Origin of the sequence: Belnapia mucosa (genome assembly GCF_016775475.1) — a bacterium.
GTDB classification, from domain to species: Bacteria; Pseudomonadota; Alphaproteobacteria; order Acetobacterales; family Acetobacteraceae; genus Belnapia; species Belnapia mucosa.
Map to the genome: position 1 here is coordinate 466,114 of NZ_JAEUXJ010000003.1, position 13,186 is coordinate 479,299.

At 71.8% G+C, this 13,186-nt stretch carries 15 protein-coding genes; 14 read left to right on the forward strand and 1 reads right to left on the reverse strand.

All coding sequences use genetic code 11. The annotated features are described in order from the left end of the window. The first annotated feature begins 2 nt into the window (after window positions 1-2). The 10 genes from rlmB to JMJ55_RS10400 all read left to right on the forward strand — a co-directional run bounded on the left by rlmB (window position 3) and on the right by JMJ55_RS10400 (window position 9,636). Window positions 3-779, forward strand: a complete 777-nt coding sequence (rlmB, locus tag JMJ55_RS10355) for a 23S rRNA (guanosine(2251)-2'-O)-methyltransferase RlmB (protein ID WP_202825454.1) — start codon at window positions 3-5, stop codon at window positions 777-779. A 15-nt stretch (window positions 780-794) separates the two neighbouring features. Continuing rightward, on the forward strand, window positions 795-1,559 hold the full coding sequence (locus tag JMJ55_RS10360) for a 2-keto-4-pentenoate hydratase (RefSeq protein WP_202825455.1): 765 nt from the start codon (window positions 795-797) through the stop codon (window positions 1,557-1,559). Between the two features lie 106 nt (window positions 1,560-1,665). Continuing rightward, window positions 1,666-1,893 carry a hypothetical protein gene (locus JMJ55_RS10365; protein WP_202825456.1) on the forward strand — a complete coding sequence of 76 codons (228 nt, stop codon included), beginning with the start codon at window positions 1,666-1,668 and terminating at the stop codon, window positions 1,891-1,893. A gap of 46 nt (window positions 1,894-1,939) precedes the next feature. Continuing rightward, window positions 1,940-2,518 (forward strand): LysE family translocator, encoded by a 579-nt coding sequence (locus JMJ55_RS10370; protein WP_202825457.1) that lies wholly within the window; start codon window positions 1,940-1,942, stop codon window positions 2,516-2,518. A gap of 141 nt (window positions 2,519-2,659) precedes the next feature. After that, window positions 2,660-3,637, forward strand: a complete 978-nt coding sequence (locus tag JMJ55_RS10375) for a tripartite tricarboxylate transporter substrate binding protein (RefSeq protein ID WP_202825458.1) — start codon at window positions 2,660-2,662, stop codon at window positions 3,635-3,637. Window positions 3,638-3,673: 36 nt separating this feature from the next. After that, window positions 3,674-4,372, forward strand: a complete 699-nt coding sequence (locus JMJ55_RS10380) for a CoA transferase subunit A (RefSeq protein WP_202825459.1) — start codon at window positions 3,674-3,676, stop codon at window positions 4,370-4,372. 11 nt (window positions 4,373-4,383) lie between these two features. Continuing rightward, a complete protein-coding gene (locus JMJ55_RS10385) occupies window positions 4,384-5,043 on the forward strand; it encodes a 3-oxoacid CoA-transferase subunit B (protein WP_202825460.1) in 660 nt (219 codons plus the stop codon). A gap of 135 nt (window positions 5,044-5,178) precedes the next feature. After that, window positions 5,179-7,278 carry a 3-hydroxyacyl-CoA dehydrogenase NAD-binding domain-containing protein gene (locus JMJ55_RS10390; RefSeq protein WP_202825461.1) on the forward strand — a complete coding sequence of 700 codons (2,100 nt, stop codon included), beginning with the start codon at window positions 5,179-5,181 and terminating at the stop codon, window positions 7,276-7,278. A 14-nt stretch (window positions 7,279-7,292) separates the two neighbouring features. Then, on the forward strand, window positions 7,293-8,498 hold the full coding sequence (locus tag JMJ55_RS10395) for an acyl-CoA dehydrogenase family protein (RefSeq protein WP_202825462.1): 1,206 nt from the start codon (window positions 7,293-7,295) through the stop codon (window positions 8,496-8,498). Window position 8,499: 1 nt separating this feature from the next. Further along, complete coding sequence (locus JMJ55_RS10400) at window positions 8,500-9,636, forward strand: acyl-CoA dehydrogenase family protein (protein WP_202825463.1); 1,137 nt, start codon at window positions 8,500-8,502, stop codon at window positions 9,634-9,636. An 8-nt stretch (window positions 9,637-9,644) separates the two neighbouring features. Here JMJ55_RS10400 and JMJ55_RS10405 read toward each other — a convergent pair whose 3' ends face one another. After that, window positions 9,645-10,067: a zinc-ribbon domain-containing protein gene (locus JMJ55_RS10405; protein WP_328702603.1), complete on the reverse strand. Its 423-nt coding sequence runs from the start codon at window positions 10,065-10,067 to the stop codon at window positions 9,645-9,647. A 57-nt stretch (window positions 10,068-10,124) separates the two neighbouring features. Here JMJ55_RS10405 and JMJ55_RS10410 point away from each other — a divergent pair, with 57 nt between their 5' ends. The 4 genes from JMJ55_RS10410 to JMJ55_RS10425 are packed head-to-tail and all read left to right on the forward strand — an operon-like array spanning window position 10,125 to window position 13,081. Next, window positions 10,125-10,805 carry a cell division ATP-binding protein FtsE gene (locus tag JMJ55_RS10410; RefSeq protein ID WP_202825465.1) on the forward strand — a complete coding sequence of 227 codons (681 nt, stop codon included), beginning with the start codon at window positions 10,125-10,127 and terminating at the stop codon, window positions 10,803-10,805. Then, entirely contained in the window at window positions 10,798-11,694 is an 897-nt protein-coding gene (locus JMJ55_RS10415) for a cell division protein FtsX (protein ID WP_202825466.1), read from the forward strand. The genes JMJ55_RS10410 and JMJ55_RS10415 overlap by 8 nt, the downstream gene beginning before the upstream one ends. Continuing rightward, the gene (locus tag JMJ55_RS10420; RefSeq protein WP_202825467.1) at window positions 11,691-12,326 is read left to right on the forward strand and encodes a YdcF family protein; all 636 of its coding nucleotides are present in this window, start codon (window positions 11,691-11,693) and stop codon (window positions 12,324-12,326) included. The genes JMJ55_RS10415 and JMJ55_RS10420 overlap by 4 nt, the downstream gene beginning before the upstream one ends. Further along, window positions 12,323-13,081 (forward strand): lysophospholipid acyltransferase family protein, encoded by a 759-nt coding sequence (locus JMJ55_RS10425; RefSeq protein ID WP_202825468.1) that lies wholly within the window; start codon window positions 12,323-12,325, stop codon window positions 13,079-13,081. The genes JMJ55_RS10420 and JMJ55_RS10425 overlap by 4 nt, the downstream gene beginning before the upstream one ends. Window positions 13,082-13,186: the final 105 nt, after the last annotated feature.

A 13,186-nucleotide genomic window follows, 5' to 3' on the forward strand; every position in this document is an offset into this window, starting at 1 on the left:
CCATGCGCCGATCGAGCCAAGCCGCCCCCGCCCCCCGCCGCCCGCCCCAGCCGGATGGCCGCGCCGCCGGCGGGCTATGGCTTTACGGCCAGCACGCCGTGGCCGCCGCGCTGGCCAATCCGGCCCGCCGCCTGAAACGCCTGCTGGTGACCGAGGAGGCGGAGGGCGCGCTCGCCGCCCGCCTGCCGGGCGGCTTCCGCATCGCCCCCGAACGCGCCGAGCGCGGCCGCTTCGGCACCTTCCTGCCCGAGGATGCGGTGCATCAGGGCGCCGCCCTGCTGGTGGAGCCGCTGCCCAACCTCACCCTCGACCGGGCGGTGGAACATGGCACCGGCCCGGTGCTGGTGCTCGACCAGGTGACGGACCCGCGCAATATCGGCGCCATCCTGCGCTCGGCCGCGGCCTTCGGCGCCGCGGCGCTGGTCATGCAGGACCGCCATGCCCCGCCCGAGACCGGGGCGCTGGCCCGCGCCGCCTCCGGTGCGCTGGAGATCGTGCCGGTGGTCCGGGTGGTGAACCTGGCCCGGACGCTGGAGGAGCTGAAGCGCGCCGGGCTCTGGGTGGTGGGGCTGGATGGCGGGGCGCCGGTGACGCTGGCGCAATCCGGCCTCGGCGGTCGGCGGGTGGCGCTGGTGCTGGGTGCCGAGGGCGAGGGCATGCGCCGGCTGACCCGCGAGGGCTGCGACGAGCTCTGCCGCTTGCCCATCGCGCCGGAAATGGAAAGCCTGAACGTCTCGGCCGCCGCCGCCGTCGCGCTCTATGAGCTGGGCCGGTCGTAAGGGGAGGACAAAGGCATGAACGCCACCGCACAGGCCATCCTGGAGGCCCGCCGCGCCCGGCGGGTGCTGGCGCCACTCGGCGAGGCCGCACCGGCCGATGTCGCCGCCGGCTATGCCGCGCAACGCCAGGTCGCCGAGGCGCTGGGCGAGGTGCCGCCGGCCGGCTTCAAGATCGGCGCCACCACACGGCAGATGCAGGAATATCTGGGCCTCGCGGGCCCCGCCGCCGGCTTCGTCCCGCGCGCCAGCCTGAATGGCGACGGCGCCGAATTCCGCTTCGCCGACTTCCTCGCCCCCGGCGTCGAATGCGAGATCGGGGTGCGGCTCGGCCGCGACCTGCCCGCGGGCCCGACCACCCGCGCCGCCGCCGAGGCCGCCGTGTCCGAGGTCTTCCCGGCGATCGAGATCGTCGAGCGGCGCTATGGCGACCTCGCCGTGCTCGGCACGCCGAGCCTGATCGCCGACCAGGTCTTCCATGCCTCGGGCGTGCTCGGCGCGCCGCGGGCGGATTGGCGGGGGCTCGATCTCAGCGCGGCGCGGGGCACCTTCCATGTCGGCGGCAAGGTGGTGGGGTCGGGCCATGGCCGGGACCTGCTCGGCCATCCGATGGAGGCGCTGGCCTGGCTCGCCGGCTCCGGCGCGGTGGCGGAATTCGGTGGGTTGCGGGCCGGGCAGGTGGTCTGGCTCGGCTCGGTCACCCCGCCGATCTGGCTGGACGGCCCCTGCGAGGTGGTGGCGGATTTCGACCTGCTGGGCACGGCGCGGCTCCGCTTCCGGTGATCGCGGCGGCAACGCCGGGTTAACCCCTCGCAGTCCAGGATGCCGGTGCCGCCGCTGGGCGGCTGTGATTGGTCCCGCCAGAATGGCGTCACGGAATGGAAACCCCATGCCGCCCGCCGACTGGAACCTGCTGACCGACGATCTGCAACTTGCGCTGACGCGCGAGGCCCTGCGACGTGCCGCGGAAACCCTGGCGGACCATGCGCGGCTGCTGGCGCTCGAGATGGAACAGGGCACGCTCGGCGACCGCGGCGGGCCGGAGGCGCTGCGCCTCTTCGCCGCCGTGGTTACCGCAACCAGCGTCGATGCCTTCGGGCCGATCGGGCATGCCTGATCGGCGGATTGCCCGCGTCCCGGCCCCCTGATAGGGGCATCGGGGTATGGAAGATCCGATCCTCTTCGCCCTCGCCGTGCTCGCGGTGCTCGGCACGCCCGGCCCCACCAACACGCTGCTGGCGACCGCCGGGGCGACGGTCGGGTTCCGCCGCGCCCTCTGGCTGATCCCGGCCGAGGCGGCGGGCTACTGCATCGCCATCCTCACCCTCGGCCTGATGCTGGGGCCGGTGCTGGCCGCGGCGCCGCTGCTGGCGACCGGGCTGCGCGCCGCGGTCGGCGCCTGGCTGCTGCTGCTTGCCTTCCGGCTCTGGCGCAGCGGCGGGGCGGCGCTGACCCGCGGGGCGGCGGTGCGGCCGGCGCATCTTTTCATCACCACCCTGCTGAACCCGAAGGCCATCGTCTTCGCCCTCGGCATCATCCCCTTCGGCCGAGTGCCGGTGCTTCTCTATATGCTCGGCTTCCTCGCCCTGCTGGCGGGCGTGGCGCTGGGTTGGGTGGCGCTGGGCGCGGCGCTCGGTGGCGCTGCGGGGCGACGGGGTTGGGGCTGGGTGGTGCCGCGGGTCGGCGCCACCGCGGTCGCGGGATTCGGACTGCTGCTGCTGGTCGGGCCGCTGCTGCGCTGACGCCGCGGCTACGCTAACTCTCGGAACATCCTTTTCTTGACCCGCCGAGGATAGAAGAGGCGACGGGGAGCCGTTGCACGAACCGGCTGCAGCAGGCGAGGATGGCGGCAAGGCGCAACAAGCGCTTGCTGGGAGGACACCATGGCCATGCCATCCATCCGCCGTCGCACCGCGCTCGGCGCCGCATTCGCGGCGACGGCACTCGCCCGTCCTGCGCTGGGGCAGGCGAAATTCCCCGACCGTCCGGTGCGGTTCCTCATCCCCTGGGCGCCCGGCGGCACGCTGGACGGCTTCATGCGGTTGCAGGCGGAGCTGTTCCAGCAAGAGACGGGCCAGCCCCTCATCATCGAGAACCGTCCCGGGGCGCGCGGCACGCTGGCGGCGCAGGCCCTGCTCCAGGCCCGGCCGGACGGCTATACCATCGCGCATCACCACCTCTCGGTGATCCGCCACCCCTTCCTGACCAAGCGGCCAAGCTGGGATCCGGTGGGCGACTTCACCTACATCATGCAGCAGACCGGCTTCGTCTTCGGCCATGTGGTGCACCCGGCCTCGGGCTGGAACAGCTTGGCCGATATGTGGGCCGAGGCGCGGCGCCGGCCCGGCGAGCTGACCTATGGCACATCCGGCATCGCCACCTCCAACCACCTGGCGATGGAGGAGCTGTGCGAGAAGGAAGGCGTGCAGATGACGCATGTCCCCTTCCGCGGTACCTCGGAGAACATCACCGCGACGCTGGCGCGGCAGATCGACTGCATCGCCAATTCCAATTCCTGGCAGCAGAATGTGGAAGCCGGCCAGCTGCGGCTGCTGGCAGTCTGGACGCGGGAGAGGCTGAAGAGCCTGCCGAATGCGCCGACGCTGCTCGAGCTCGGCTATGGCATGGTCGTGACCTCGCCCTATGGGATCGCCGGGCCGAAGGGCATGGACCCGGCCATCGTCCGGCGGCTGCATGACCTGTTCCGCGGCACCCAGTTCCATCCGCAGATCCAGGAATTCATGGCCCGCAACGACCTGCCGGACGAATATCTCAACCCGGCCGACTACACCGCCTTCGCCCAGCAGCGCGCCGAGTATGAACGCCGGATGGTGACACGGCTCAATCTCTCGATCGACTGACGGCAGGCTGTCCAACACAGGAGGAACCCGTACCGCATGATCGACAAGTTCGTGCGTTCCATGGCGGAAGCCATGAACGGCATCCGGGACGGATCGACCATCCTGGTCGCAGGCTTCGGCGAGGTCGGCGTGCCGCATGCGCTGCTGGACGGCCTGATCGAACAGGGCGCCAGCAACCTCACCATCGTCGTCAACTCCGCCGGCCGGGTCCATAAAACCGGCGATGCGACCGCGGGCGTCGTGCGGCTGATCGAGCTCGGCCGCGTCCGCAAGGTCATCACGACGTTCCTGCGCAGCCAGAGCCTCGCCGGCGAGGCGGTGCGGGCCGGCCGGATGGAGGCGGAGGTCGTGCCGCAGGGCACGCTGGCCGAGCGCATCCGCGCCGCCGGCGCCGGCGTGCCGGCCTTCTTCACCCCGACCGGCGCGGGCACGCTGGTCGCGCAGGGCAAGGAGGTGCGGGAATATGGCGGCCGGCCCTGCGTGCTGGAGACAGCCCTGCCGGGCGATGTGGCGCTGATCGAGGCCTGGTGCGCCGACCGCTGGGGCAACCTGACCTACAAGGATAGCGGCCGGAACTTCAATCCGATCATGGCCATGGCGGGGGGCCTCACCATCGCGCAGACCCATCATGTCTGCGATCTCGGGCAGTTGCCGGCCAATGACATCGTCACCCCGGGCATCTTCGTCGACCGCGTGCTGCATGTCGCGGCCGGCGCGCCGACCCTGCCGCGCTGAAGGAAACCGTGATGAGCGACACCGCACAGGGTTTCAGGCCGCTCGGCCGCACCGGCATGGCGGCCCGCGTGGCGCAGGACATACCGGCGGGCTGGTATGTCAATCTCGGGATCGGCATCCCGACGCTGATCGCCGACCATATCCCGGCGGAGCGGGAGGTGGTTCTGCATTCGGAGAACGGCGTGCTCGGCATGGGGCCGGCGCCTCAGCCGTATGAGGAGAACCCCTGGCTGGTCAATGCCAGCACCCAGCGCGTGACCATCCGCGCCGGCGGCAGCTTCGTGCACCATGCCGACAGCTTCGCCATCGTGCGCGGCGGCCATCTCGACCTCTGCGTGCTCGGCGGCTTCCAGGTGGCGGAGAATGGCGACTTGGCGAATTGGGCGCATTCGGCGACCGAGGCCGGGCGGCAGATCGGCGGCGCCATGGACCTCGCAGTGGGGGCCAAGCGCGTCTGGGTGGTGATGGAGCATGTGACGAAGGACGGCCAGCCGCGAATCCTCTCGCACTGCACCTATCCGCTGACGGCGGCGGGCTGCGTCAGCCGCATCTACACCAACCTCGCCGTGCTGGAGGTGACGCCGAAGGGGCTGGTCGTCCTCGACCGGGTGCCGGGCCTGTCCTTCGAGGCCTTGCAGGCGCGCACCGAGGCCGTGCTGCAACAGGCCTAGGAGGGCGCCGCGCTTTGGGCTCGCCAAGCGGGGCCGGCTGTCTATAATGCCGACCAACCGCTCGGTCGGGCCATCACCATCTTCGGCTCCCGCAAGGCGGAAAGGCGGCGCCAAGGCCAGCCGAGGGGGATGCGGATGAGTGAGGTGGTGCGCTACGAGGTCGAGGACGGCATCGCCGTCATCACCATCGACAACCCGCCGGTGAATGCGCTGGGCGCCGGCGTCTCCGAAGGGGTCGTTGCCGGCGCGGACCGTGCCGCGGCCGATCCGGCGGTGCAGGCCGTGGTGCTGATCGGGGCCGGGCGCAGCTTCATCGCCGGCGCCGATATCCGCCGCTTCGGCACCAAGCGCGAGACGCCGACGCGGCGCAGCTATGACGCGCTGGAGGCGAGCCCCAAGCCGGTGGTCGCCGCCATCCATGGCTTCGCCCTCGGCGGCGGGCTGGAGAATGCGCTCTGCTGCACCTGGCGCATCGCCGTGCCGGAGGCCAGGATCGGTCTGCCGGAGGTGCTGATCGGCATCATCCCTGGCGGCGGCGGCACGCAGCGCCTGCCGCGGGTCGCCGGGGTCAAAGCCGCGCTGGAGATGATCACCTCCGGCCGCCATGTCCCGGCACCGGAAGCCAAATTTCTCGGCATCATCGATGAGCTGGTGGAGACCGGCGACCTGCGCGCCGCGGCGATCGCCTTCGCCCGCTCCATCGCCGGCAAGGGGCTGCGCCGGGTCGGCGAGATTCCCCCGCCCGCCGCTGAGGCCGGCCTGTTCGAGGCGCAGCGCAAGGTCATCGCCCGCAAGGCCCGCGGTCAGCCGGCGCCCTTCGCCGCCATCGCGGCGGTCGAGGCCGCGACGCGCCTGCCCCTCGCCGAAGGCCTTGCCGAGGAGCGGCGGCTCTTCGCCGAGTTGGAGAATTCGCCCGAGGCGCGCGCCCTGCGCTACGCCTTCTTCGCCGAGCGCGAGGTGGCGAAGCTGCCGCATCTGCCGAAGGACACGCCGACGCCCGAGATCCGCCGTGTCGCCGTGGTCGGCGCCGGCACCATGGGCGGCGGCATTGCCATGAGTCTCGCCGATGCCGGCATCCCGGTGAAGCTGATGGATGCCTCGCCGGAGGGCCTCACCCGCGGCCTGCAGAAGATCCGCGACAATTACGCCGTCAGCGTGAAGCGCGGCAGCCTGACCCAGGCGGAGATGGACCGCCGCCTGCCGCTGATCGAGCCGGTCGAGGGCTATGACGCCATCGCCGATTGCGATGCGGTGATCGAGGCGGTGTTCGAACAGCTCCCGGCGAAGCAGGAGGTGTTCCGCGGGCTCGATGCGGTGATGAAGCCCGGCGCCCTGCTCTTCACCAACACCTCGGCCCTCGATATCGACCAGATCGCCGCGGCGACAGGCCGCCCCGAAGCCGTGGCCGGCACGCATTTCTTCGCCCCGGCCAATGTCATGAAGCTGTTCGAGGTGGTCGAGGGGGCGAAGACCGCACCGGCCACCTTGCTCGCGGCGATGAAGCTCGGCCGCGCCATCGGCAAGGTGAGCGCCTATGCCGGCACCTGCGACGGCTTCGTCGCCAATCGCAGCCGCATCCCCTTCGGCCTCGAGCAGAACCTGATGGTGGAGGAAGGCGCGCGGCCGGAGCAGATCGACCGCGTCATGACCGCCTTCGGCTATCCCATGGGGCCCTTCGCGGTGAACGACCTCTCGGGGCTCGACGTCAACTACATGACCCGCAAGCGCCGTGCCGCCGCCGATCCCAATTACCGGAAATGGCCGGTGGCCGACCGGCTGGTGGAGATGGGCCGGAAGGGCCAGAAGACCGGCGCCGGCTGGTATCGCTACGAACCGGGCGACCGCACGCCGCATCCGGACCCGATCGTGGACCAGATCGCGCGCGAAGTCGCGGCGGAGCTCGGCATCGAGCAGCGCAGCTTCACCGATGAGGAGATCCTGCACCGCCTCCTCTTCGCCTCGGTGAACGAGGCCTGCCGGATCCTGGCCGAGGGCAAGGCGCTGCGCGCCAGCGACATCGATGTCATGTGGCTGAACGGCTTCGGCTTCCCGCGCTATCGTGGCGGGCTGATGTTCTGGGCCGACGGCATCGGCGCCCGCGAGATCTACAACCAGATCGCCGCCTGGCATCAGCGCTACGGCGCCCGCTGGGCCCCGGCGCCGCTGCTGCGGGAGATCGCCGAGGCCGGCGGCTCTCTGCGCGAAGCCAAGGCGCCGCAATTGCGCAACGGATAAGGGAGGAACAGGGGATGGATCTGCGGTTCACGCCGGAGGAGATCGCGTTCCGCGAGGAAGTGCGCAGCTTCATCCGCGACAACCTGCCCGCCGGCACGCGGGAGAGGATGCGGCTCGGCCACAAGCCGAGCAAGCCCGAGACCATCGCCTGGCAGCGCATCCTGAACGCCAAGGGCTGGGCCGCCTTCAACTGGCCGAGGGAGTATGGCGGGCCCGGCTGGAGCGCGATCCAGCGCATGATCTTCCTCGAGGAGAACCTCTCGGCGCCGGCGCCGGAGTTGCTCTCCTTCAACATCACCATGATCGGCCCGGTGCTGATCCAATTCGGCACCGAGGAGCAGAAGCGCCGCTTCCTGCCCCGCGCCGCCAATCTGGACGACTGGTGGTGCCAGGGCTTCTCCGAGCCCGGCGCCGGCTCCGACCTCGCCAGCCTGCGCACGGCGGCGAAGCGCGAGGGCGACCATTACGTCGTCAATGGCCAGAAGATCTGGACCAGCACCGCGCATCATGCCGACTGGTGCTTCTGCCTGGTCCGCACCAACCCGCAGGCGGCCAAGCGGCAGGAAGGCATCTCCTTCCTGCTGATCGACATGAAGACGCCGGGCGTCGAGGTGCGGCCGATCATCAGCATCGATGGCAGCCACCACCTGAACGAGGTCTTCTTCACCGATGTGCGGGTGCCGGTGGAGAACCTCGTCGGTGAGGAGAACAAGGGCTGGAACGTCGCCAAATACCTGCTGGGCAATGAGCGCACGGGCATCGCGCGCCTCGGCATCAGCAAGGCTGCCATCCGCCGCGCCAAGGAAGTGGCCCGCGAGGTCCGCATGAACGGCCGGCCGCTGATCGAGGACAAGGCCTTCCGCATCCGGGTGGCGCAGCTGGAGATGGACGCCAAGGCGCTGGAGATCATGCAGCTCCGCGTGGTCTCGGCCTTCGCCAAATCGGGCGGCAAGAAGCCGGATCCGCTCTCCTCGGTGCTGAAGATCAAGGGCACCGAATTGCTGCAGAACTCCTCGGAACTCGTGATGGATGTCGGCGGGCCGCTGGCCATGCCGGCCTGGCAGCAGGAGCTGGAGGCGATGAGCAACGAGCCCTCGCCGGGACCCGACTGGGCGGCGCAGATGGCACCTGCCTATCTGATGCTGCGGGCCGCCTCGATCTATGGCGGCACCAACGAGATCCAGAAGAACATCCTGAACAAAGCGGTGCTGGGGCTGTAAGATGGATTTCGATCTCACCGAGGATCAGCGCCTGCTGACCGACAGCGTCGCCCGCCTGCTGGGCGACCGCTACAGCTTCGAGCAGCGCAAGCAACTGCTGGCCGCGCCGCCCGGCTATAGCGAGCCGCTCTGGGCCCAATATGCCGAGCTGGGCCTGCTCGGCCTGCCTTTCGCCGAGGATTTCGGCGGCTTCGGCGGCGGCCCGGTGGATGTGATGCTGCTGATGCAGAGCTTCGGGCGGCATCTGGTGCTGGAACCCTATCTGGCGACGGTGGTGCTGGCCGGCACCGCGCTGCGCCTGGCCGGCAACGAGGCGCAGCAAGGCGAGCTGATCCCCGCCATTGCCGCCGGCGAGCTGCGGCTGGCCTTCGCCCATAGCGAAAGGCAGGCCCGCTACGACCTGACCGACGTTCTCACCACCGCCAAGGCCGAGGGCGGCGGCTGGGTGCTGGAGGGCGCGAAGAGCGTGGTGCTGCATGGCGACAGCGCCGACAAGCTCCTCGTCAGCGCCCGCACCGCCGGCGGGCGGGACGATGCGGAGGGCATCTCCCTCTTCATCGTCGATGCCGAAGCGGCCGGGGTGGCGCGGCGCGGTTATGCCCTGCGCGATGGCTCGCGCGCGGCCGAGCTCTCCTTCTCCGCGGTCCGGCTGCCGGCCGAGGCGCTGCTGGGCGAGCGCGACCAGGCCTTCCCCATCATCGAGCAGGTGGTGCAGGCCGGCATCGCGGCGAGCGCGGCGGAAGTGGTTGGCGGGATGGAGGCCCTGCAGGCCATGACGCTCGACTATCTCAAGACCCGCCAGCAATTCGGCCGGCCGATCGGCGAGAACCAGGCGCTGCAGCACCGCGCCGCCGAGATGCTGGTGAATCTGGAACAGGCCCGCTCCATGGCCATGCTGGCGACCATGGTGCTGGAGGAGCCGGATGCGGCGGACCGGGCGCGCAGCATCAGCCTCGCCAAGGTGGGCGTCGGGCAGGCGGCGCGCTTCGTCTCGCAGACCGCGATCCAGCTGCATGGCGGCATCGGCATGACGGATGAATATGCCGCCGGGCATTTCTTCCGCCGCGCCATGGTGTTCGAACATATGTTCGGCGACACCGCCTACCACCTCGACCGGCTGGCCGAGGGTATCGAATAGGCCGGGCCCTACCCCGCCCCGAGCAGCCGGTAGAGCCGCACCGCCGGCGGCCAGGCCGCCATGATCGTGCCGCGCCACACCCAGGCCGAGCCGAGCAGCACCCCGACCAGCAGCCCGGAGCCGATCCAGGCCACCCAGAGCGCCACCACCGCAAGGCGTGACGGTGGCGGCTCCGCAGGCGGGGCCGGGGCCGGCTCGGCCGGCGGCGCGGGGGGTGGTGGCGGCTCCGGCGGCGGGGGCTCAGGCTCGGGCGGGGGGGCTGGCGGCGGCGCCTCGCCCTCCGCCTGCCATTCGCCCCCGCAGCGGGCGCAGCGCAGCCGTCGCCCGGCGAGGCTCAGCGTCGCCGGCACCTCATACACGGCCTCGCATCGGGGGCAGGCAATCCGCATCGCCGGCGTAATGTGTGGCCACCTTCCCTCTACCGCAAGCATCCTTCTCCTCGGGCGCGGCCTTGGCGTGGCGGGCCGCCGGCGGCATTGTCCCGCCCCATGGTGCGCTTCGCCGAAGTCGGGCTGCGATACGCGACGCCGGCCGGGCAGCCCGGTCCGGCGCCGGAGGTCCTGCGCGATGTCAGCTTCGACCTGCCGCAGGGCAGTTTCCACTGGCTGCTCGGCGCCTCGGGCGCCGGGAAATCCTCGCTGCTCGGGCTGATGCATCTGGCGCTGCGGCCGAGCCGGGGCGAGGTAGAGATTCTCGGCCAGCGCCTCTCCCGCCTCGGCCGGGCGGCGCTGCCGGCGCTGCGGCGTCGGATCGGCGTGGTCTATCAGGATTTCCGCCTGCTGCCGCATCTGACCGTGCAGGAGAATGTCGCCCTGCCCATGCGCGTCGCCGGCCGGCCCGAAGGGCAGCTCCGCACCGATGTCGCCGAGATGCTCCGCTGGGCGGGGCTGGAGGCGAAGGCCGGCGCCCTGCCCGCCACCCTCTCGGGCGGCGAGCAGCAGCGGGTCGCCATCGCCCGCGCCGTGGTGACGCGCCCTGCCCTGCTGGTGGCGGATGAGCCGACCGGCAACCTGGATGGTCTCCAGGCCCGGCGCGTGCTGGCGCTGCTGCGGGAGATGCATCGGCTCGGCACCACCGTCGTCGTCGCCACCCATGCCGAGACGCTGGTGGCCGAGCACCCTGCCCCGGCGCTCCGCCTGCAGGAGGGCCGGCTGGTCGCCCATGGCTAGTGTGCCACGCCTTCGCCGCAGCCGCGGGCGGGACCCGCTCGGCCTGCGCCGCGCTCTCTCGGACCGGCTGCTGCCGGCGCTCGTCGCCGCCATGACGCTGCTGGCGGCGCTGGCGCTCGCCGGCGCCCGCGGCGCGGCGGAACTGACCGCGCGCTGGGAGGCGGGCGCCGCCGCCGCAGTCACCGTGCAGCTGCCTGCCAGCGCCGCGGCCGGCGGGCGGCTGGAACGCGCGTTGGCGGCGCTGAACGCCCTGCCGGAAGTCGCCGAGGCCCGGGCCATGGACCAGGCGCGGATGGCGGCGCTGCTGCGCCCCTGGCTGGGCGAAGCGCCGGCAGTGACGCTGCCGACGGTAATCGAGCTGCGCCTGGCCGGGCTGCCGGCCGAGCCGGAGGCGCTGACGCGCCGCATCGCTGCCGCAGTGCCGGGGGCCGCGGTCGAGTCCCATGGCGTCTGGGTGGCACGGCTGGTGGCGCTGGCCCGCAGCCTGGAAGGCGTGGCGCTGGCGGCGCTGCTGCTGGTCGCCGGCATCGCCGCGGCGGTGGTCGCCGTCGCCGTGCGCGCCGGCATCGCGGCACGGCGCAGCGCCATCGGCATCCTGCACGATCTCGGCGCCACCGATTCCGACCTCGCCGGGCGCTTCGCGGCGCGGGCGGCGCTGCTGGTCGGGGCCGGGGCGCTGCTCGGGACACTGCTCGCCGCGCCGGTGCTGGCGGGCTTCGCCGATCTCGCCGCGCCGCTGCTCGGCGGTGCCCCGGCCGGGCGGCTGCTGGACCTGCCCTGGGCGCGGCTGCCCTGGGCGGAGCTCGGCCTGCTGCCCCCGGCCGGGGCGCTGCTCGGCTGGCTGACGGCCCAGGTCACGGTGCGGCGATGGCTGCGGCGCCTGCCATGAGCGAAGCCCTTCCCCGGCCGCGCTGGCGCCGCCGCCGGCGGCTGTTGGTCATGGCCCCGGCCCTGACGCTCGGCCTGCTGGCCGCCGGCTTCGCCTGGTTCCTGCTGCTGGCCGGCCGCGGCCCGGCCGAGCCGGAGCGGCATACCGACGGCATCGCCGTGCTGACCGGCGGGGCGGAGCGGGTGGAGACCGGCCTCCGCCTGCTGCGCGAGGGGCGGGCGGAGCGGATCCTGGTCTCCGGCGTGCATCCGCAGGTGACCCTGGCCGACCTGGCCCGGCTGGGCGGGCAGGAGCCGGAGGCGCTGGCCGGCCGGGTCAGCCTCGGCCCACGCGCCACCACCACCCGGGGCAATGCCGCCGAGATCGCCGAATGGGCGCGGGCGGAGCATCTGGACTCGCTTCGGGTGGTGACGGCCGGCTATCACATGCCGCGGGCGCTGCTGGAATTGCGGCGGCGCCTGCCGGAAGTGGCGCTGGTCGCCCATCCGGTGGTGCCGGCGACGCTCCGGGACCCGGCGGCCGGCGGCCGGGCGCGGACCTGGTCGCTGCTGGCAGGCGAATATCTGAAATTCCTCGCAGCCTGGGCCGGCATCCCCTACCTGCTGGGCCTTCCCCTGGACCCCCCACGATGATCTGGCTGCGCTCGCTCCTGTTCAACATGGCCTTCTTCGGCATCTCCGCCTCCATCGCGGTGCTGGCCACGCCGCTGCTGCTGGCGCCCAGCCGCTGGACCATGCCGGTGATCCGCTTCTGGGCCTGGACGGTGGTGCAGGAGCTGCGCTTCCTCTGCGGCATCCGGCTGGTGGTGCAGGGGCGGGAATACCTGCCGCAGACCGGCCCGGCGCTGATCGCGGCCAAGCACCAATCGGCCTTCGACACCATCATCTGGCTGCTGCTGCTGCCGCGCTGCGCCTATGTGCTGAAGCGCGAATTGCTGCGGATCCCCTTCTACGGCTTCCTGGTGGCGAAGGCGGGGATGATCCCGGTGGACCGCTCGGCCGGCGGCGTGGCGATGCGTCAGCTGCTGAAGGCCGGCCGCGCCGCGGCGGAAGCCGGGCGGCAGCTGGTGATCTTCCCCGAGGGCACGCGGACCGCGCCGCGTGAGAAGGTGCCGTATCAGCCGGGCATCGCCGCCCTGGCCGGGGCGACCGGCCTGCCGGTGATCCCGGTGGCGACCGATAGCGGCGTGCATTGGGGGCGGCGCGCCTTCCGCAAGCGGCCGGGAACCATCACCGTCTCCATCCTGCCGCCACTGCCGGCCGGGCTGCCGCGGGCGGTGCTGATGCAGCAATTGGAAACCGTGATCGAGCGCGAGAGCGAGCGGCTGATCGGTGGAAGGCTTGTGGATAACTCCGTGGACGAATGCCCGCAACCAGCTGCGCCGTGAGGCCAGGATTTACACCCAAGCTGCTGCGGCAACACGGTTTTCCCCATGCAAGAGGGCTTGGGACCGAACTTGTCCACCAGCCTCTACACAGGCTAATGCTTTGAA

Bases quoted from the DNA above. Each gene is read 5' to 3' on its own strand.
- rlmB (WP_202825454.1), top strand. From the start codon at position 3: ATGCGCCGATCGAGCCAAGCCGCCCCCGCCCCCCGCCGCCCGCCCCAG.
- JMJ55_RS10360 (WP_202825455.1), top strand. From the start codon at position 795: ATGAACGCCACCGCACAGGCCATCCTGGAGGCCCGCCGCGCCCGGCGG.
- JMJ55_RS10365 (WP_202825456.1), top strand. From the start codon at position 1,666: ATGCCGCCCGCCGACTGGAACCTGCTGACCGACGATCTGCAACTTGCG.
- JMJ55_RS10370 (WP_202825457.1), top strand. From the start codon at position 1,940: ATGGAAGATCCGATCCTCTTCGCCCTCGCCGTGCTCGCGGTGCTCGGC.
- JMJ55_RS10375 (WP_202825458.1), top strand. From the start codon at position 2,660: ATGGCCATGCCATCCATCCGCCGTCGCACCGCGCTCGGCGCCGCATTC.
- JMJ55_RS10380 (WP_202825459.1), top strand. From the start codon at position 3,674: ATGATCGACAAGTTCGTGCGTTCCATGGCGGAAGCCATGAACGGCATC.
- JMJ55_RS10385 (WP_202825460.1), top strand. From the start codon at position 4,384: ATGAGCGACACCGCACAGGGTTTCAGGCCGCTCGGCCGCACCGGCATG.
- JMJ55_RS10390 (WP_202825461.1), top strand. From the start codon at position 5,179: ATGAGTGAGGTGGTGCGCTACGAGGTCGAGGACGGCATCGCCGTCATC.
- JMJ55_RS10395 (WP_202825462.1), top strand. From the start codon at position 7,293: ATGGATCTGCGGTTCACGCCGGAGGAGATCGCGTTCCGCGAGGAAGTG.
- JMJ55_RS10400 (WP_202825463.1), top strand. From the start codon at position 8,500: ATGGATTTCGATCTCACCGAGGATCAGCGCCTGCTGACCGACAGCGTC.
- JMJ55_RS10405 (WP_328702603.1), bottom strand. From the start codon at position 10,067: ATGCTTGCGGTAGAGGGAAGGTGGCCACACATTACGCCGGCGATGCGG.
- JMJ55_RS10410 (WP_202825465.1), top strand. From the start codon at position 10,125: ATGGTGCGCTTCGCCGAAGTCGGGCTGCGATACGCGACGCCGGCCGGG.
- JMJ55_RS10415 (WP_202825466.1), top strand. From the start codon at position 10,798: ATGGCTAGTGTGCCACGCCTTCGCCGCAGCCGCGGGCGGGACCCGCTC.
- JMJ55_RS10420 (WP_202825467.1), top strand. From the start codon at position 11,691: ATGAGCGAAGCCCTTCCCCGGCCGCGCTGGCGCCGCCGCCGGCGGCTG.
- JMJ55_RS10425 (WP_202825468.1), top strand. From the start codon at position 12,323: ATGATCTGGCTGCGCTCGCTCCTGTTCAACATGGCCTTCTTCGGCATC.